Raw genomic sequence first — 18,681 nt, 5'->3', positions numbered from 1 at the left:
GGCTCTCCGTGTCCGTGGTGGACATCAGAGTTGCATGCTCATCAAAGCTGTACTCCCGCTGGGTTACCGGTGCGTTCACTCTCATATGTGCCTTCTGTGGTCAATGGCCTGACGAAACGAGATACCGCCCAGATTGAGTGAAGCCGGTACGCCTTGGGAACCCCTGCGATCGCTCCTTGAGCGCTTGCTCGTATCAAGTGCTTACATATTCCTTGACTGGTCTCAATTTTTGAATAGAGATCAGATCTGATGTATCCAACTAGCATCGAATCAGATCTGATTCATCAAATCATCTTGATGGCCTTGAATTAATTTGATACAAGTCAATTTACAAATTCTGGATTCTTCTTGTTCGGCAACCAGGAGAGGCTCATGGATGCAGTGGTCAGCACCAGCTACAGCATGGAATTGGTTGTACTGTCGTACGCGATTTCGATGATTGGCGCCTTCATTGCGCTGATCTCTGCCAAGCGACTTGAGCCGGAGATTGATGACCGTCAGAGCTATCTGATGAGTCTCGGCAGCACAGGGATTGCTCTTGGCGGCATTGGCGTATGGTCAATGCATTTCATTGCCATGCTTGCGCTGCGCATGGACCTTGGAACCGGCTACTCGGTATGGGAGACTGGCGTGTCGCTCATTGCCGCAGTGGCAATCTCGGCTCTGGCTTTTCATATCGTGGCTCGCAACCCGCGCAGCATTGTCCGCTTGCTGCTGGCCGGATCAATGCTTGGGCTGGGCGCCGTTGTCATGCACTACCTCGGCATGTATGGCATGCGTTTTGGAGGCCACCTGGAGTGGGACCATGAGCGAATCGCCATGTCGGTGCTGATTGCTCTCGTGGCTGCAACTGCGGCGCTGTGGCTGGCATTTCATACCGTACAGACAAGCATGCGCCTGCTTGCCGCAGCGATCATGGCCCTTGCCGTTTGTGCCATGCACTACACGGGCATGAGTGCGGCCGAGTTCATTTGCACTACGGAAAATCGCCTTGCAATTCCTTCAGGAAGGGATGTGCTCAGTGCGCTTGGACTGCCGATGGTGGTGGCTGTACTAGCCCTGGGCATGTCGATGGTTCTGCTGATGGACCTGGCGCTGGTATCTTTCCAAAAGAGCAGCATAAGAACAGGCATCCCTCGCAAATGAATTTCGGCAGCAGACTGATGCCCCTTGTTATGGAACTCACTTCGCATTGCGCCACCGTCAATCTCGACCTGTCTCGTTGGTGCATGTCGCTCGGTGACGAGCAACCGGACCGTTGATCACCACTCCAACTCTGTCTGCAAGGAATAGGTTCTCGGTACCTGGCTTGAGACGATCTCGATACCGGCACCAACCGCACCTATGCAGCGCTGAAAGCAAGAGGCAACCTTGAAACACCTGCTCGGATGTTTTCTTTATCACAGTGAAATCGCCAGTGACGCCAGTACGAGCTGTGTCGCAGATATCACCAGAGTCTCACGCCGATTCAATGAGGCCCATGGGATCACAGGGATCCTGATTTTTGACGGTCAGCGCTTCGTTCAATACATGGAGGGTCCTCAGCAGCAGGTGATTGCATTGGCCAAAAAGATATCCCTGGACAAGCGCCATACCAATTTCACCCCGCAGCACGAGGCAAGAGGCATAACGAGTCGCCTTTTCTCCGGTTGGAGCATGGCATACCTCTCGGTAGAAGATGCCGAGCCGTTGGCCCAAATGTGGGTTGTCGACGGAGACGCCGCAATGAGTTGCCTGCAGCAACTATTGCCAATGCTGGATGCTGCATAGCAGCTCCATTCAAACTCCTTGTTGCTGAAGCACTCTGATTTGAGCAGATTCGAAGATAGTTCCGAGACCACCGCCTACCGGCCGGCAACGGAATCTCAAACTGCTTACATTCACTCCAGGCAAGACAGTTCTTCTTCAATATCCCTTTGCAACTGACGCGGCGAAACGACTATCCCTTGCATTGTTGGCGTTGGGAATACGGCCGCAAGCATGCCGTCCTTTTCCATACCGGGAAGCCAACGACTCAGGAAATGGTGAACATCGATGCTTGCAGGGGAATTGCCGGCCCATTCGCCAACTGCACAAGCAATCGCGTAATCGGGATGTGGCCAAAAGGGGGCCACAGAATTTCCGTTGCTGTCCGAGGCTGTCACCCATCCACCCTCATTTCTCAGTCCCCACACCAATTGCCAGTCCGATACTCGGCCGATGAAATGCCGATAACGCTGGAGACTGGGAAGTGCCGACACCGCTTGGAACTGTTGTCGAGTGAGTGGATATGACTTTTCCATGTGAAAACTGACGCTGGATGAGTGAGGCATTCTGTCACCAGGTTGAAGCCGGAGGGCCAGTCGCTCCAGCAATGACGAATTGGCGACAGCACCGATGCATATGCCCGCTGTGGATCGAACAGTGGCAGCCGCAACCTTGGGCGGACGGAAGCGGACTGCCAGCAGATTTTCTTCTTGACCGCGTTGAGTCCAGATCCGCCTCCCCCGTCTCAGCTACCCGCCCACCACCGCCCTGCTCGGCCCTACGCTTATGGCGACCGACAGCCAGCCGGACCGGGATGGGCACCATGACCATCAAGGCAGCGGCGCATCTACCCTGCGCTTGATGCCGCATCCGGACCGAAGGGTCCGGACCTGTTCGCCACGCCTATGCGGCCCCTATAGCCTGGCCATCGGTAATCTCGAAGCAGCTCTCCCCGGCAAAGATATTCGTCAAGGCGGCTTTCAGTTCCTCGTACTCGCCGGCCGCAAGATCAAAGGCGATGGACATTTGCTTCAGTTCATCGATGTCCTCAGCCGCCTCGCGCTTGAACGTGACCTCCGCACTGGTACGCTTCAGCACAAACCGCTCAATGCCGCCATAGCGAGGTCTCTGCTGCCCACAGCACTCGACATGGTAGGTATCCATGCCCAGCTCTTCATCCTGCTCGTCTTCATCCTCTTCGAAGGAGCGTTGGAGCATCAGGTAATGCTCGGTGCCATGCTTCTTGTCGGCAAAGCCGACAAGGTGGCAGAAGCCCTCCGGGTCTTTTGTGGCGATGCAGGCTGCGCGAAAGGAGAGAGTATTCATTTGGGTGTTCTTGAGGGTTCAGGGCAGCGACAGACTTGGAGCCGGAATCCTATGCCGGCAAGGCCCTGGTCACGAGCGTTGTGGATCGACCGACAGCAGTCTCTCGGCGTTTGCAGAACATGTGCGACAACAAATTCATTGCTGCTTGACTTACTCGGTTGAATAGCCTCGACGCACCGGCGCGACTACTGGCTACTCCAAGATGGCTGTTGATTACTGGCGGAGCAGCCGTAATGTTCCGCAGACAGATTATCTGGGGCCTTCTTGCTATCTGGTCCACAGGGCCAGTACCCCAGACGCAAACCCGATGACCAGATACCCTGCAGGTATTGAGTTCATGGTCGGGCTAGTGATGATGCCATTCATCGAGACGTTTGCAGGACAATGGCTGCCAATTCAGCTAACCCGTCGCCAGCCAACATCCTCATGGTGGATTGCCGGACTGGTCTCCGTGACCGTATTCACTGTGCTGCATGGCTACACAGACCGTTTTGCGGTCACCATCTTGCGCAGCAAGGATAGATTCGATCAAACTGTTTTCAGGCCTCTGGTTCCTGCATCCAGGCTGCACAATGCGCCTGGATACTCTGGCAAACCATCGACAGGGAACGGCTCAGTGGCTTGTCCTTTCGCAACACCATCGCCAGTGTTCGCTGCAATCCAGGTGTGAGCGGGCGTGAGACCAGGTCATCGCGCGCGCCTCGCCCCTGCATGGCCATGCGCGGAATCACGGCATAACCCAGGCCTATGGCCGCCATCTCCTTGAGCGCTTCGACACTGTCGAGCTCCATCTGAGGGTGCGGCAGTTCGCCGGCACGGCGCAGCCAGGCATCGACCACCCCGCGCGTGCTGGCTGATTTCTGCAAGGCAAGCAGAGGCAGGGATCTCAGCTCTGACGCAGCCACCGCATCGCCCGGCATCAACATCTCGGGGCGAGCTACGGCCACCAGCTCGTCGTGCAGCACGGCAGTGGCCAGCAAGGCGCGGCGGTTGACCGGCAAGGTGACCAGGGCAAGATCCAGACTATTGTCTTCCACGCGCCTTACGCACTCCTCGGTATTGCCCGTGACCACCACGATGTCGATTCCCGGATGGCTTGCCCGTATCTGGCGCAACACGGCAGGCAGAAGATAGAGACACACGGTCAGGCCCGTACCTATACGCACCTGCCCATTCACCTCGCGCGCATGCGCACTCAGCGCATGGGCCAGGCCTTCCAGTGCCACGCTCACGGCGGGCAGTTGCTCCAGCAAGGCCTTCCCGGCAGCCGTCGGCACAGCACGCCGCCCCACACGTTCTATGAGGCGTGCGCCGAGATAGCGTTCCAGTTGACGCACTTGCAGGCTGACCGCCGGCTGGGACAGTTGCAACAGCTCCGCTGCCTGAGAAAAACTGCCCTCCTGAACGACCAGACAAAAGCTCCTCAACAGCATCAAACCAGGGGCATTAGCCAAAGTTTCACTAATACCTTGCATAAACATCAAAAGATTCCTTATTGGTAAATCTCGGGCGAAGATTACTCCATGCAGAACGCTTCTACTTGCTCCCCCCTTCTTTCCCCGGCTCTGCCGCCGATCGACGGCGACCGCCTGTGGCGCCGCCTCGAAGACCTCGCCCAATTCACCCGAGCCGATATGCCCTGGACCCGCCGCGCCTTCAGCGCGGAATACCAGGCCGCACGCGCCTGGCTGCGCGGAGCTTTCGAAGCCGCGGGTCTGCAGGTGCGTCTGGATGCCGCAGGCAACCTCATCGGCCGCCGCCCCGGCCTGCGCGATGATCTGAAACCCTTGGCCACGGGCTCGCACACCGACACGGTGAATGCCGGGGGACGCTTCGACGGCATTCTGGGTGTGCTGGCAGGGCTGGAAGTGGCCCATGCCCTGCAGGACGCGGACATCACGCTGAAGCACCCCTTCGAGGTCATAGACTTCCTCTGCGAAGAGCCCAGTGACTACGGCATCTCCTGTGTGGGCAGTCGTGCCATGGCCGGTCAGCTCAGCGCCGACATGCTGGCCGCCCGCGACGGCCAGGGCGACACCCTGGGCCAGGCCCTGCAGCGCCTGGGCGCCCGCCCCGAAGCTCTGGCCGAGGCCGATCGCCGGCAGGACGGCTTTGCGGCCTTTGTGGAGCTACACATAGAACAAGGGCCTGTGCTGGAGCGCGAAGGCCTGGACATAGGCGCCGTGACCGACATCGTTGGCATACGCCGCGCTCAGCTGTTCTTTGAAGGTCGGCCCGATCATGCGGGCACCACTCCCATGAATGGACGTAGCGATGCCCTCGTGGCTGCAGCAATAGTGATCCGCCAGGCCCAGCGCCTGGCGCTGCAGTGGAGCCGCAGCGCACCTCACTACGTGGTTGCCACGGTAGGTCGCATGAACGTCTCCCCCAACGCCAGCAACACCGTGCCTGGCCAGGTGGACCTGACGCTTGAGGTGCGAAGCAACCATGCCCCCCTGCTGCAGGAGTTCTGGGAAATTCTGGCGCGGCGCTGCGGCCCGGCTATCGGGCGATTGGGCGTGAATTGGCGCGTGGAGCCTCGCACCCATGTCGACCCCGTTGCCTGCGCGCCGCTGATTGCTGCTGCCGTGGAGCAATCCGCCCAGCGCCTGGGCCTGGGCTGTCGACGCATGCCGAGCGGGGCCGGCCACGATGCCATGTACCTGGCCCAGACCGGACACTCGGGGATGATCTTCATCCCGTGTCTTGATGGGCGCAGCCATAGCGCAGTGGAATGGGCTTCACCGGGCCAGGTTCTGGCCGGCACCCAGGTGCTTGCCGCTACCCTGCTGAGCCTGGATGAGCAAATAGACTAGCTGCAATCACGAATGTGAATGGACCAGGCTTGTCCTGGTCGCGGCCTGTCGTGCGTAGATGGGTCCTTGGATGTCTTCCGGGTTCGCCACGCAGCAATGATCGGCTTTTCAAGCTCAAACTGCCGGCCAGGAACGGTCATGAAAACTGGGCACCAGGCTCAGGTGCTACTCGGATCCGGACGGCGCAAGTCGATTCAAAATCAATTCATACTGAAGCAAGTCAGCAGGTGAGAAGCAGCAGAAGACAACCTCTTCAATTGACGAATGTTCCGACAGGCTTTCCTGGACAGTCCTGACAGCCACTTGCGCAGCCAGCTCGATCGGGTACCCATATATGCCGGTGCTGATGCTTGGGAAAGCAATCGAGGCAACCGACCTCTCCTGCGCCAACTCTATGCATCGGCGATAACAGCTGGCGAGCAGCTCTGCTTCACCGCTTTCCCCTCCTCTCCACACAGGTCCGACGGTGTGAATGATGTAGTGGGCAGATAGGCGATAAGCCTTGCTCACCTTTGCATCGCCAGTCTTGCAGCCTCCGAGCAGCCGGCATTCATGCACAAGGTCTGGACCTGCCGCGCGATGGATTGCACCGTCGACGCCACCTCCGCCAAGGAGAGACGAATTTGCGGCATTGACAATGGCTCCCACATGAAGCGTTGTGATGTCAGAGCAGATGGCATGAAAGCGTGTGGGCATATCCGTACAGCGAAAGAGCAGGAAGGCTGCCGATACTGCAATGGCAGACCCGTTTTGTAAACACGTTGCCTTTGTAGGTGCCGGCGTAAGTGCCGACGTGCGATGCAGCTGTGTGCGGCCGCGTCCCCGAAGTGCCTGGAATCAGGAAGATCGCAATTTTGAGCGATCGTGACCGTTGCATGACTTCTGTTCTTGCGAACATTCGATTGTCTGCACTGGGTCGATGTGCGACTTTCGCAGTCCGGCCAGAAGCGGACTCTTCTGTGATTGATCGCCAGTTTCGGTGAAAGCCTATTCGAACTAGCCACTGCCTGGCGCCTGAACGACGGCACACCCCTCAACACCAGTCCTTGGGCTCCATTTGTCCCGAGCGGCTGCCTGGCTGGACGCTCGACAACGCGGCTCGCAGCGGCATCCTCATGTCGACCTGTGGCAGTCGTGAACCTCAAATACCACTTGCACTGGATTCACTGCGAAGCAACGTCTTGGCGACTGAAGCCCGCTAAAAATGCTGCGTTGAGAGTCATGCACCGAACGAAGCAAGGGCGAATGCTGCGGGCTGCAGCACAACAGAAACTCGCCGCCGCAACTCCATTTCGCCATCTATCTAGCGTTTTACCGCAAGGGAAAGCACCAAGCAAAAGTACCGTTTCTCTCCTTGAATTGCTTATGAAAAATAAACAAAATTCATCCGAAATTGATTATGAATAATATCCAAATAAGTATTGAGAGGAAGCAAACCTTGGCAACTCCCTGAACATCAAAAAGACCGCGCCGCACCGACTCAATCGAGCACTGGTCCGAACGCTGCAATAGCTCCAGCCAGAGCTCTTCTCCCGAATTTTTCCAAACAAACGCTTGAGCTGTGCCCATGGCACGGCAAGGAGGTGCTGCGCACAAAAAAAGTCTATGACTCAACGGATACCCACGAATCCGAGCACTACTGCAACGGCAGCGCCGGGCCCTGTGCAATGCAGGGTCCAAGGTTGACGACAAAGGGTTCGCTGGTCTGAACCATGAAGCCGTGGTTCCTGAAGCTGCAAAGCAGTTCCCTTCTTGGGCTCAAGAGCGCTTTGTCGGACAAGCCGCAGCCAGCAACTGTCCTGCTTCCTGAGAACAGGATTCTTGCAACCGAGCGGTAGGTCGCGTACGGCCAGTTCGCGCCCGGCTGCCCACCTGCATTCGATTCAGCAACTGAAAAGGAGGACGACAGCAAAGAAATCAAAGCATGAAGACTTTCTGTAATTCAAAGATTCATATAACGGAGACAAAGTTGTTGAGAAAAATAGCAAGCATATTTGCGCTGATGAGCCTGGGAGGGCTCGCACACGCACAGTCATCTGTCCAGATCTACGGGATCGTGGACACGGCCGTCGAAACCATGAACAACGTGGGCGCAACCAAGTCCAACCTCACACGCATGCCCAATCTGACGGGCAGCGTTCCATCACGCCTGGGCTTTCGCGGCCGCGAGGATCTGGGAGGCGGATTGAGCGCATCCTTCACGCTGGAGATGGGTATCGGCCCCGACAGCGGAGCCCTCAACCAGGGCGGTCGAGGTTTCGGCCGCCAGTCCTTCGTCAGCCTCAATGGCCCCTGGGGATCGCTGGGTCTGGGCCGTCAGTACACCATGTTGTTCTGGTCCGTGCTGGATGCTGACGTGATCGGTCCGAGCCTGCACAGCATGGCCAGCCTGGACAACTACTTTCCCAATGCGCGTGCCGACAATGCGATCTCTTACAAAGGCACGTTCTCGGGCCTGACGGTCGGCGCAACCTACAGCTTTGGTCGCGATGCCGTCAATGCGGGCCCCAGTCCCAGCGGAACCAACTGTGCGGGAGAAAGCAGCACCGACTCCAAAACCTGCCGCGAGTGGTCGGCCATGCTCAAGTACGACACAGGGGCATGGGGTGCAGCATTCGCCCATGATGAGCTGCGTGGCGGTCCCGGCGCTTTCGCGGGGCTGACCAGCAGCGACAAAGTCGACAAGCGCACCATGCTCAACGGTTATGTGAAGCTTGGTGGCGCCAAGATTGGTGGTGGCTATATGCGTCGCAAGAATGACGGCTATATCGCATCGCCGCGCAACGACCTGTGGTTTGTCGGCGTGACCTACCCCATTGGTCAATGGAGCATGGACGCCCAGTACAACCAGCTCAAGTACAAGGACAACGCGGACAAGGGTCAGTTGCTGGTACTGCGCGGTACCTACAACCTGTCCAAGCGCACTGCGGCCTATGCCTCGCTGGGCTATATGAAGAACAGCGGCAATGCGGCCTTTGGAGCAAGCAGCGCTCAAGCTGGTGGAACGCCAATGCCTGGCGTCAACCAGACTGGCTTTGGCATGGGCCTGCGCCACATGTTCTGAGGTCGGTGCACAAATAGAGCGAGTGAGGGTAGCCTGGTGGCCCCCACTCGCTTGATGCATGGAGTCAAATGTCAGGACGCGACCATTCGTGCGGTGAGTCGTGCGTATTTCAGTCAGTAGAGCCGGTACGAGACAGTGAGACAGTATTTCCGAATGACTCTCCGGCACAGCGGATTCAATCGGTCAATGCAACACATGCGCTGAACATCCAGCGGCTGCACAAGACCCGCAAGGCATATCCGCCCTCCCTACAAGCCGAAACTGCCCTAGTCCAGCCGCCCTGAAACAAGTTCCTTTGAACTTTAAATTAGACTGTTCGAAGTGCTGTAATGGACTGGGTTGCAACTACCGCCCCGGCCATGAACAGCCTTTCAGCAGGATTCTCTGATTTACAGTCGCCATCTCTTGCCGAGGTTGGGCCCGTGGTCCTTGTTCTCCTTCCTGGAATGGATGGCACGGGTGAGCTTTTCGCCCCGTTCGTTGCCGCATTGGGGAAGACGACGCCCGTCGTCGTGGTGAGCTATCCAACTTCCGGCTCGCCACAGACCTATGCCGACCTGACGGAACTTGCCACATCGGCCTTGCCGCCCAATGGCCGCTTGGTCTTGCTGGGAGAGTCTTTCTCGGGACCTATTGCCATTTCGCTGGCAGCGGCATACCCGGGGCGCGTTGTGGGCGTTGTTCTGTGCTGCTCGTTCGTTCGCAATCCAAGGCCGGGTCTTCGCTGGCTCAGCGGCCTGGCAACCATGCCCGTTCCGCTTCCCCCTGCTCCAATACTGGACCTGATGCTTCTGGGCCGGTTTGCGACGCCGGGCCCGCGGGTTATGCTGCGGTCCACCTTGGCCAAGGTTCAAACGGCGGTTCTACGTTCAAGGCTGAGAGCGGTGGCATCCGTAGATGTGCGGGCACATGCCAAAGCAATTGATGCTCCGGTTCTCTACCTGAAAGGGATACGTGACCGCCTGGTGCCGCAGTCTTCCGTGTCTGATGCAGAGCAATGTCTTCGGCAGATAAGAGTTCAGGCGTTTGATGCTCCGCACTGCCTACTGCAAGCCATTCCGCAAGAGGCCGCTGCGGTGGTGGCTGACTTCGTTCGGAACGTTGCAACACCACGAAAGAGCTCGGCGGTGCATGAATGGGATGCGAGAGCGTAGGCGTGGTGTCAGACGCCACATCGCTCTGGCCTGCGCCGGCACGGTCCAATGCCCTCCCTCTACGGTCGCCACCATACGATTTCAGAGCCCCCCGTCGAAATTGAGCGCCTCACTAAGTGTTGCGATAGTGATCTCGGATGAATACGGGCAGATCGTTTGATGGCGGCGTAAAAGGTATCTGATACATCATGTCGCCGACAAAACCTCGGTGATAAGTGCTGTGATTCACGATATGCAGCACGATTTGCCCACGCGTCATGGCGCCTTGTCCTCCTCCTACAAATTCGAAATGGACGACTTTCACAAGATCTTCGTCCGACCAGGTATCGACAAGCCTGGTGTACCAGGAGTCCATTTCCTGAACCGCCTTCCATAGATCGTCAACCGCAGGCGTATGCTCCGTATTGCGTGCGGTGTAGCCGTGCTTCCTGCCTTGTAGGTGGTGCCTGAAGATATCGTCCACCACATAGACGTGGTTCAACGTATGCACCATGTTCCCGAACCGCGTCGGTCTTTGCCGAAGAGCCTCGCCTTCCGGTAGCTCCATCACGTTCTTGAACGTCAGGTCATTCGCCCAGGCCTTGTAGCGCACCAGCATTCTCAATGTGTCTACCGCCGATTCGGACAGCGCCGCGCGCTCTTTGAATGGTGGGCTGTATGGGTGCTGAAGGGTTGTGGACATACTCGAGAGTTCCTTGGAGGTCTTCAAAAACTGTGCAGCTCGCTTTGGACATGCGTGTGCGTCTCGCCGCCGACCCGGACCTGGCTGGCATCGTCACTGCTCGGATAGATGCGGCTTTTTTGACTGGGGCGGGTTCCTTGAGCGGCAACATAGCTGCTCTCGGCATGAGGCCCAATCACGCCGATAGACGAGTGCGATTTGGCTGTCGGCCATGTCGGCGCCCCCAGAAATACACACATCTCTTGCATCAGGGCTGGAGATCGGCACGATGCACGATATGGATTTTGTTGCCGTCGGGATCGCGCAGATAGGCGCCGTAGTAGCCGTCCCCATAATGAGGACGTGGCCCAGGAGCCCCTGCATCCCTGCCACCGTGTGCCAGTCCATCGGCGTAGGCGGAGTCCACTGCTGCTGCTGACGGCGCCAGAAAGGCCGCCATGCTGCCATTGCCGACGGTCGCTGACTCTCCGTTGTACGGACTGTAGACATAGAAGCGAGGCAGACTCGCATGTGCGCTTACCCAGCAAAGCGCCGCCGGCCCACAATCGGGCACCACAATCCGGCGCTTCAGACCAAGCGGCACAAGCACCGCGTCGTAAAAGCGGCCTGACCGTTCAAGGTCACGCGCTCCAACCGTCACGTGGCTAAACATCTCGCTCTCCTTGCTTTCTGTCAACGCCGCTGGGCACTTTTCACCAAGAGGCAGTCATGCAAAGGCATTTGCCAGAACGTTACACTATTAAATAATCAGATAGTGTCACGAGACACTCTTATTGTTGAGACTGCAAACATGCTCCTCCAATCCCCTTGGCAGCCTCGCCTTGCAAACATTGAAGCCAATGCGGCCGAACGACTTGCACTTGCCCTGGCCGACGACATCGTTGAGGGCCGGCTGGCGGGAGGTGACCGTCTGCCTGCACATCGAGACCTTGCAGAGAAGCTGCAAATCGGTCTTGGCTCGGTGACGAAGGCCTATGCCGCTCTGGAGCGCAGAGGTCTGACGCGCAGTATCAAAGGGCGGGGAACATTTGTCGCGATTCAGCAGGCGCATGGTGATCGCCTGATTGACCTGTCGTCCAATGCGCCGCCGGCCGCACTCAACGCACGCATTCTGGCACGGGCATTGACAGGCATCGCTCGCAAAATCGACGCGGACCATTTCAATTTCTATGCACCTCCTGGCGGACATCTGGAGCATCGTCGCGTTCTCGCCCGCTGGCTGATGTCACTTGGCCTGGTCGCCGATCCGTCGCTTCTGCTTTTGACGAGCAGCACCCGCCAGGCGCTGTCATTGGCTTTTGATCTGGCTTGCAGCCCGCAAGGATTGCTTGTGACCGAGCGGATCACCTACCCCGGCGCTATTGCTCTGGCCCGGCGCAAAGGCTATCGGATGCAAGGTGTCGAGATCGATGCCGAAGGGATGGTGCCGCAAGCGCTTGCGGACGCACTTGGCAGTGTCGCGCCGACCGATGGCAAGGCGGTCTACCTCACCCCGACGCTGCACAACCCGACAACTGCCACGATGAGCCTGGAGCGAAGGCAGGCCATCGTGGATATATGCCGGAAAACGGGGGCATGGATCATCGAAGACGGGGTCTATGCCGCCGCTCTCCCTGATTTACCCCAACTGTCAGCACTGGCGCCCGATATCTCATTGCATGTGAACGGGCTCTCCAAGTCGCTTGGGCCGGGGCTGCAGATCGGCATGTTGCTGGTCCCAAAAGAACTGGGCGGCGCTGCGCAAGAAATGGTGCAGGATGTGCCGATGGCTCCATCAGCATTTTCCTGTGCGGTAGTCGATGAATGGCTGGCCACCGGCGTGATCGCCTCGATCCAGCGGGATCTGCACCATGAGTCCCGGCGGCGCGCCAGGCTTGCCGCTTCGCTTCTCGGGACTGGCAAGCCTGTCTGGCATCCCCATGCCTACAACGTCTGGCTGCCGATGAAGCGCGAGGCCGCCAATAGTCTTGTCGCTGCAGCCGCAGAAATCGGTTTGAAGCTGACCCTGCCGGAATCCATGATGGTGGATCCTCAGGATGGGAGGAGCGGTCTCCGGATTTGCCTGGGCGCTCCCGGCTTTGAAGACCTGGGCGACGCGCTGAAGTTGCTGGCAGAGCTGCTCAAGCCGCAAGCTTGAGTGCGGCGCCGACGCAGGTCTGCCGCAGAAGACAAGTGAGAGATGCTTGGCAATCCATCAACCTGGTCGCTTCAGGTACGGCTGAAGCGGGAGTTCTTCGAACTGCGCAAGAAATGGAGCAGATACCGAAGAACTCCCCCGCCTTATCTTTGTACCACTGGAAAGCCGTGGCTCCTGGCTGCCCACACAACAGCCAGCGTTGCAGCTAGCAGCACCAGAAGGACCGGAGAGAATGCGGCGACGCCGAGATAGTCCAGCAAGGCACCGCCAATCAGTCCTCCACTTGCAATCGCGATATTCCAGGCTGTGACCAACATGGACTGCGCAACGTCGGCCGCGTTGCCCGCCGCCTTGGCGATGGCTGTTTGAAGCAGTGTCGCCACGCCGCCAAAGGCCAGGCCCCAGGCGGCCACTGCCGCATACACCACGGCAGGCGCATCGCCCATCAGGCCGAGTGCCAGCGCCGACAGGCCGAACAGGAGCGTACTGCCCAGCGTCAGGGCGCGCAGATGGTGATCGATCAGCACGCCGATGACCCAGATGCCCAGCAGCGAAGTGATGCCGAACATGAGCAGGACCAGATCTGTTCGTTTCGCCATGTCTGCCGCCGCGAGAAATGGCGCGATATAGGTATAGAGGATGTTGTGTGCCAGAACGAAGGCCAGCACCACGAACAGCACAGGACGTACACCCGGGAAAGTGAACACATGCCCCAGAGACATGCGTTTGCTCGCCGCCTGGCCCACGAAATCTGGCAGCTTGACTTGTACCCATGCCATGAGCGCCAGTGCCAGTCCGCTCATGATGCCGAAGCACATCCGCCAGCCCAGCAGATTGCCCAGGAAGGTGCCCGCCGGAACCCCAAGCGACAACGCCAATGGTGTACCCACCATCGCAATGGCGATGGCTCGGCCCTGCTGGTGCTCGGGCACCATGCGCGCGGCATAGCCCGCCAGCATCGCCCATAGCAGACCGGCCGACACGCCTGCCAGGAAGCGCGCGATCATCGTCAGGACATAGTTGCTGGACAGGGCCGTGACAGTGTTGGCGATGGCAAAGCCTGCAATGGCCGCTAGCAGCAGCGGACGGCGGCGCACGCCCTGGGTGGCGGCGGTCAACGGGATGGCGGCCGCCAGCGAGCCCATTGCGTAGATCGTGACCGTTTGTCCTGTCCAGGCTTCGGACACCATCAAGCCCCTCGCCATCTGAGGCAGCAGCCCTGCCGGCAGCGCTTCGGTCAGGATGGTGATGAACGCGGCCATTGCCAGCGCCAGCAATGATGCAATGGGCATCCGGTCTTGATGTGCAGCGGTCATTGCACGACCTCCAGCGCACCATAGACTGCGTCGCGCAGCTCGGCGACGAAGCGACCGGACATGCCCTCGTACAGCGTATTGGTGAAGGCGACCACGCTGAGTCCGCGCGCCCTATCCACAAACCAGGCATGGCCGTAGGCGCCACCCCAGCGCCAGGTACCTACCGATTCTGGCGATGCGGCGCGCAGCGGGTCCCGCAAGACTGAAAAACCGAGGCCAAAGCCAAAGCCCGGTACATCCGGCAGCTCCAGTCCACCAGTCTGGTCCCGCTCCATCTCGTTGATCAGCTCATCGGGAAGCAATGCTCCCCTGCCCTGCCGCAAGGCCTCCAGCAGGCGCAGAAAGTCTCCGGCCGTACCGGCCATTCCAGCTCCACCTGAAGGGAAAGCCAGGGCGTCGAAGATACGGCCCGGGCTGTATCTGATACCGACTGCGCCCTCGAACGGGGAAACCACTTCACCTTCGGCTAGCGGGTGTGGCTGAGGCGTATCGCTTACGTAAGCAGTGGCCACGCGCTGCGGATCGCGCACCAGGAAACCCGTATCGATCATGCCCAAGGGACCTGTTACCCATTGGTTGACTGCTTCGTCCAGTGACGCACCGTGGATGTGTTCAATCAATGCCCCCAACACATCGGTTGCCAGCGAATAGCCCCAGGAGGTACCCGGCACATACAGCAGCGGCACGCTGGCGATACGACGCAGGTTCTCGGCCAGATTGAAACTGACTCTATCCATGCCGTCCGAGGCACCAGCCCGGGCATAGGGGCCATCAGCATCGGCCTCGAAAAAGCGATAGCCCAGCCCTGCTGTGTGGCTAAGCAACTGCCTGGCAGTGATGCGTGCCGGGCTGCCATCAATCAACCTGGGCTGGAACCCCGGGAGCCAGCGGCCGATGTCCTCATCCAGATCGAGGCGGCCTTGCGCAACCAGCGCAAGCGCAGCGGCCGAAACGATGGGCTTGCTCACCGATGCCAGCCGGAAGATGGTCGTCAGCTCCATCGGGCGCGCGCTCTCGCGGTCGGCATGGCCGGCAGCCTGTTGGTGGATCAATTCGCCGTTGTGTGCCACCAGCACGACGGCACCGACCAGTCGCCGCTCATCCAGAGCCTGCTGAACGGCGGCATGGATGCGGGTGGACAGATGTAGGGGCGGAATGCCCGGGCGTAAAGGAAAGACGGGATAAGTCACGGAAGAGCCCCTGATTCAATGGATCACGCCGTGACGATAGAAAGTCTGAGATTAAAGAAAAAGTAGGCTACAGTTCCTCTTTATGCGGACAAAAATGTCTTTAATCTAAGTGTGTTATGGACAGCTTGAATGGTTTCGCCGTGTTTGTGCAGGTTGCCGAGACGCGAAGTTTTGTGGCCGCCGGCCGGCTGTTGGGCGTGTCGGCCTCAGCCGTAGGCAAGAGCGTGGCGCGGCTGGAAGATCGGCTGGGCGTGCGCCTGTTTCACCGCAGCACACGCAGTGTCACGTTGACCGCCGAGGGCATGCTGTTCCTGGAGCGCAGCCGACGTATCCTGGCTGAGATCGAAGCAGCAGAGCTCGAACTGGCGCAAGCCAGCAGTGCACCACGCGGTCGCTTGAGAGTGAGTTTGCCGCTGGTTAGCTCGCTGGTGCTGCCGGTGCTCGGCGAGTTCATGCGCAAGTACCCCGAGATCGAACTGGACCTGGACTTCACCGACCAGATGGTTGACGTGATAGAGGACGGCTTCGACGCCGTGGTGCGCACGGGTGAGCCCAGCGACTCTCGCCTCACGGCACGCAGGCTCGGGGCTTTCCGTTCGCTGCTGGTGGCTTCGCCAGACTATCTGGCACGGCGAGGGACACCTCGAGAGCCCGCTGATCTGATGCAACACCATTGCCTGCACTACCGCTTCCCCCATAGCGGCAAGCTGGAGCCATGGACTCTGCGAACCATGTCCGGCGAAACCGAGTTGCAGCTGCCCACTTCGATGATCTGCAACAACATCGAGACGCGCGTGTGCTTTGCCTTGCAGGGACTGGGGATTGCCTACCTGCCGGAATTTTCCATTCGTGAACAACTGGCCGATGGCCGGCTGCTACCGCTCCTTACCGACCATATGGAACGCAGAGGCGTTTTTTATGTGCTTTGGCCGGCAAGCAAGCACCCGTCGCCTAAGGTACGGGCTCTGGTTGATTTCTTGTGCGCGCGCGTGTTCCCTGCTGCCTGATCTGCCCGGGATTCACGTCGTTTCCGGGAGCTGATAGCAGAGTGAGGCTCTTGGGTCATTGGCAAACAACCGCATCAGGCCCAGCGCAGTGTCGACCGGCTAGGGAGTCATGTAGTCTTGCAGCCCCTTCAACAGCGCATCAAATGTCACCTTGCAGCTCGGATTGTTGCGCAGATCTTCGTGCATGGTGAGCCAGGTCTCCAGGCTCAGCGGAATGCTTCCAGGCAATATGTTCACCAGATTCCGGTCGCGCGCCGCTAGATTCACCTGGCACACGCCAATACCGCAGCCAGCTCGGATCAGCGCCATCTGTGCCATGTCGTTGTCGGTGCGCACCGCAAAGTTTTCGCGGCTCCAGATCGGGAATGCCTTGCGGGCAGCGCGCACGAACGGCGTTTCTTCATCAAAGCCAATCAGCGCGTGCTGCGCCAGATCGGCCAGCGAGGCGGGCGTCCCATGCTTGTCCAGATAGCGCTTGTGCGCATGCAGGCCAAGTGCCATCGCCCCAACGCGCCGGGCAATCAGTTGCTCCTGCCTGGGTTGTGTCATGCGCACTGCGATGTCGGCCTCGCGCTGCAACAGGTCCTGTACGCGGCTGGTCAGCACCAGTTCCACCGTCAGGTCCGGGTGTGTGTCCTGCAGTTGCGCCAGGATAGGTGGCAATACCTCTTGCCCTATCACCTCGCTGGCCGTCACGCGCACCGTTCCCTGGATGCTCGAGCCTTGGCTTACGGCCATACGTTTTAGCGCAGCGGCAGCGCTGTGCATGGTCTGGGCAAACGGCTTCAACGCTAGCGCCGCCTCAGTGGGTATAAGACCCATTTGCGAACGTGTAAACAGCTTCACACCCAGCGCTTTTTCCAGCGCGTCCACATGCCGCCCCACGGTGGGCTGGGCAATTCCCATGGCGCGCGCCGCACCGGACAATGAGCCCTCTTCCAGCACGCCCAAATAGGAGCGGTACAGCTCCCAGCCGATCTCGGTGGTGTTGTCGTTAGCCATACAAAAATGTATGACGGCTACCACATGTTGGTCAATTGCTTAATAGCAGTACCCGCCCGAAACTTCCTTTCATCGCAACAAATTCAGGGGTAATGAGATGGAAAGCAACACTGCCTTGGTTCTAGGCGCCACCGGCGGTATCGGTGGCGAAGTGGCACGGCAACTACGCGACGCAGGCTGGAAAGTGCGCGCATTACGCCGCAGCGGTGAGCAGCAAATCGAGCTGCGCGACGGCATGGTCTGGGTGCGCGGCGACGCGATGAACCGCGACGATGTGCTGGCCGCCGCAGAAGGATGCTCCGTCATTGTGCACGCCGTCAACCCGCCCGGCTACCGTCACTGGGGTGAGCTGGTGCTGCCCATGCTTGACAACACCATCGTCGCCGCGCAGGCCAACGGCGCCACCATCGTGCTGCCTGGCACGGTCTACAACTACGGCCCCAGCGCCTTTCCCACGTTACATGAAGATTCGCTGCAGCAGCCCCTCACCCCCAAGGGTGCCATCCGTGTGGAGATGGAGCGGCTTCTGCTGCGGGCCAGCAGCCGGAGCTGCCGAGTGATCGTGGTGCGCGCGGGGGACTTCTTCGGACCCATGCCGGGCAATAGCTGGTTCTCACAGGGCATGCTAAAGCCCGGCCAGCCGGTCAAGTCCATCAGCGTGCCCAACGCACCCGGCGTGGGCCATCAATGGTCTTACCTGCCCGACGTAGCCCGCGCCATGGTGGAACTGGTGCAGCGGCGCGGCACACTGCCCTCCTTTGCCGCCTTCCACATGGCAGGCCATTGGGACGTCGACGGCACCCAGTTGGCCGCTGCGATCTGCCGCGTGGTTGTCAGGCGCGGCGGAGTCCAGCCCAAAGTGAGAGCCTTTCCCTGGTGGCTTACTGCGCTTGCAGCGCCCTTTGTACCGACCTTGCGTGAGCTGCGTGAGATGCGCTACTTGTGGAGCACGCGGATAAAGATGAGCAACGCCAAGCTGGTCTCGACGCTCGGACATGAGCCGCATACGCCGCTGGATGAGGCGGTGGAGGCCGCCTTGGAAGGTATGGGGTGCTTGCCGGCGACACCTGGGCGCAAGTTAAGCACCGTCAAAAAAGCTTTCACCACAGCAATGGTTGCGCTGGCCGTTGGCCTCTGTCTCTGCACGAGCGATGTGCGTGCGGAGCACCTGTTTGCGAATTTGCCAAGTATCGGTCGGTGATCTGGCCTGGCAGTGATGGCGAACGACAGCTGTAGCGCAT

Annotated in this window: 17 protein-coding genes; 8 read left to right on the top strand and 9 right to left on the bottom strand. The window is 59.3% G+C overall.

Going from position 1 to position 18,681, the window contains the following annotated elements; genetic code table 11:
- Positions 1 to 372: 372 nt before the first annotated feature.
- Positions 373 to 1,146: an MHYT domain-containing protein gene (locus tag CTATCC11996_RS11215; RefSeq protein ID WP_003076134.1), complete on the top strand. Its 774-nt coding sequence runs from the start codon at positions 373 to 375 to the stop codon at positions 1,144 to 1,146.
- Between the two features lie 225 nt (positions 1,147 to 1,371).
- A complete protein-coding gene (locus CTATCC11996_RS11210) occupies positions 1,372 to 1,770 on the top strand; it encodes a BLUF domain-containing protein (RefSeq protein ID WP_003076132.1) in 399 nt (132 codons plus the stop codon).
- 110 nt (positions 1,771 to 1,880) lie between these two features.
- Here the strand turns inward: CTATCC11996_RS11210 and CTATCC11996_RS25015 are convergent, their stop codons facing one another.
- The 3 genes from CTATCC11996_RS25015 to CTATCC11996_RS11200 form a co-directional block, all read right to left on the bottom strand.
- Positions 1,881 to 2,312, bottom strand: coding sequence for a DUF2750 domain-containing protein (locus CTATCC11996_RS25015; RefSeq protein WP_238532406.1), 432 nt, complete (start codon positions 2,310 to 2,312; stop codon positions 1,881 to 1,883).
- A 337-nt stretch (positions 2,313 to 2,649) separates the two neighbouring features.
- On the bottom strand, positions 2,650 to 3,072 hold the full coding sequence (locus tag CTATCC11996_RS11205) for an Imm10 family immunity protein (protein ID WP_003076128.1): 423 nt from the start codon (positions 3,070 to 3,072) through the stop codon (positions 2,650 to 2,652).
- Positions 3,073 to 3,611: 539 nt separating this feature from the next.
- Positions 3,612 to 4,553, bottom strand: coding sequence for a LysR family transcriptional regulator (locus CTATCC11996_RS11200; protein ID WP_080569862.1), 942 nt, complete (start codon positions 4,551 to 4,553; stop codon positions 3,612 to 3,614).
- A 42-nt stretch (positions 4,554 to 4,595) separates the two neighbouring features.
- Here CTATCC11996_RS11200 and CTATCC11996_RS11195 point away from each other — a divergent pair, with 42 nt between their 5' ends.
- Positions 4,596 to 5,888 (top strand): Zn-dependent hydrolase, encoded by a 1,293-nt coding sequence (locus tag CTATCC11996_RS11195; RefSeq protein WP_034348757.1) that lies wholly within the window; start codon positions 4,596 to 4,598, stop codon positions 5,886 to 5,888.
- Between the two features lie 165 nt (positions 5,889 to 6,053).
- Here the strand turns inward: CTATCC11996_RS11195 and CTATCC11996_RS25010 are convergent, their stop codons facing one another.
- A complete protein-coding gene (locus CTATCC11996_RS25010) occupies positions 6,054 to 6,584 on the bottom strand; it encodes an O-acetyl-ADP-ribose deacetylase (RefSeq protein WP_003076123.1) in 531 nt (176 codons plus the stop codon).
- A 1,273-nt stretch (positions 6,585 to 7,857) separates the two neighbouring features.
- Between CTATCC11996_RS25010 and CTATCC11996_RS11185 the strand changes: the two genes are divergently transcribed.
- Positions 7,858 to 8,952 (top strand): porin, encoded by a 1,095-nt coding sequence (locus CTATCC11996_RS11185; RefSeq protein WP_034348749.1) that lies wholly within the window; start codon positions 7,858 to 7,860, stop codon positions 8,950 to 8,952.
- A gap of 359 nt (positions 8,953 to 9,311) precedes the next feature.
- Positions 9,312 to 10,106 carry an alpha/beta fold hydrolase gene (locus tag CTATCC11996_RS11180; RefSeq protein ID WP_115597214.1) on the top strand — a complete coding sequence of 265 codons (795 nt, stop codon included), beginning with the start codon at positions 9,312 to 9,314 and terminating at the stop codon, positions 10,104 to 10,106.
- 112 nt (positions 10,107 to 10,218) lie between these two features.
- On the opposite strand, the gene CTATCC11996_RS11175 is transcribed toward CTATCC11996_RS11180, so the two are convergent.
- Entirely contained in the window at positions 10,219 to 10,788 is a 570-nt protein-coding gene (locus CTATCC11996_RS11175) for a DinB family protein (protein WP_003076117.1), read from the bottom strand.
- A gap of 247 nt (positions 10,789 to 11,035) precedes the next feature.
- The gene (locus CTATCC11996_RS11170; protein WP_003076116.1) at positions 11,036 to 11,440 is read right to left on the bottom strand and encodes a VOC family protein; all 405 of its coding nucleotides are present in this window, start codon (positions 11,438 to 11,440) and stop codon (positions 11,036 to 11,038) included.
- Between the two features lie 138 nt (positions 11,441 to 11,578).
- On the opposite strand from CTATCC11996_RS11170, the gene CTATCC11996_RS11165 reads away from it, so the two are divergent.
- Positions 11,579 to 12,925: an aminotransferase-like domain-containing protein gene (locus CTATCC11996_RS11165; RefSeq protein ID WP_003076114.1), complete on the top strand. Its 1,347-nt coding sequence runs from the start codon at positions 11,579 to 11,581 to the stop codon at positions 12,923 to 12,925.
- Between the two features lie 143 nt (positions 12,926 to 13,068).
- On the opposite strand, the gene CTATCC11996_RS11160 is transcribed toward CTATCC11996_RS11165, so the two are convergent.
- Together CTATCC11996_RS11160 and CTATCC11996_RS11155 are read right to left on the bottom strand one after the other, a co-directional pair.
- Positions 13,069 to 14,241, bottom strand: coding sequence for an MFS transporter (locus tag CTATCC11996_RS11160; protein WP_003076112.1), 1,173 nt, complete (start codon positions 14,239 to 14,241; stop codon positions 13,069 to 13,071).
- Entirely contained in the window at positions 14,238 to 15,431 is a 1,194-nt protein-coding gene (locus CTATCC11996_RS11155; protein WP_003076110.1) for a serine hydrolase domain-containing protein, read from the bottom strand. Before CTATCC11996_RS11155 ends, CTATCC11996_RS11160 begins: the two co-directional genes overlap by 4 nt.
- A gap of 116 nt (positions 15,432 to 15,547) precedes the next feature.
- Between CTATCC11996_RS11155 and CTATCC11996_RS11150 the strand changes: the two genes are divergently transcribed.
- Positions 15,548 to 16,438: a LysR family transcriptional regulator gene (locus CTATCC11996_RS11150; RefSeq protein ID WP_003076109.1), complete on the top strand. Its 891-nt coding sequence runs from the start codon at positions 15,548 to 15,550 to the stop codon at positions 16,436 to 16,438.
- Positions 16,439 to 16,537: 99 nt separating this feature from the next.
- On the opposite strand, the gene CTATCC11996_RS11145 is transcribed toward CTATCC11996_RS11150, so the two are convergent.
- Positions 16,538 to 17,440 carry a LysR family transcriptional regulator gene (locus CTATCC11996_RS11145; protein WP_003076107.1) on the bottom strand — a complete coding sequence of 301 codons (903 nt, stop codon included), beginning with the start codon at positions 17,438 to 17,440 and terminating at the stop codon, positions 16,538 to 16,540.
- 97 nt (positions 17,441 to 17,537) lie between these two features.
- Between CTATCC11996_RS11145 and CTATCC11996_RS11140 the strand changes: the two genes are divergently transcribed.
- Positions 17,538 to 18,641, top strand: coding sequence for an NAD-dependent epimerase/dehydratase family protein (locus tag CTATCC11996_RS11140; protein WP_003076106.1), 1,104 nt, complete (start codon positions 17,538 to 17,540; stop codon positions 18,639 to 18,641).
- The last annotated feature ends 40 nt before the right edge of the window (positions 18,642 to 18,681 follow it).

Source organism: Comamonas testosteroni ATCC 11996, assembly GCF_000241525.1.
Lineage (GTDB): Bacteria > Pseudomonadota > Gammaproteobacteria > Burkholderiales > Burkholderiaceae_C > Comamonas > Comamonas testosteroni.
Note: the sequence above shows the minus strand (reverse complement) of the source record. Positions and strands in the feature narration are given on the sequence as shown.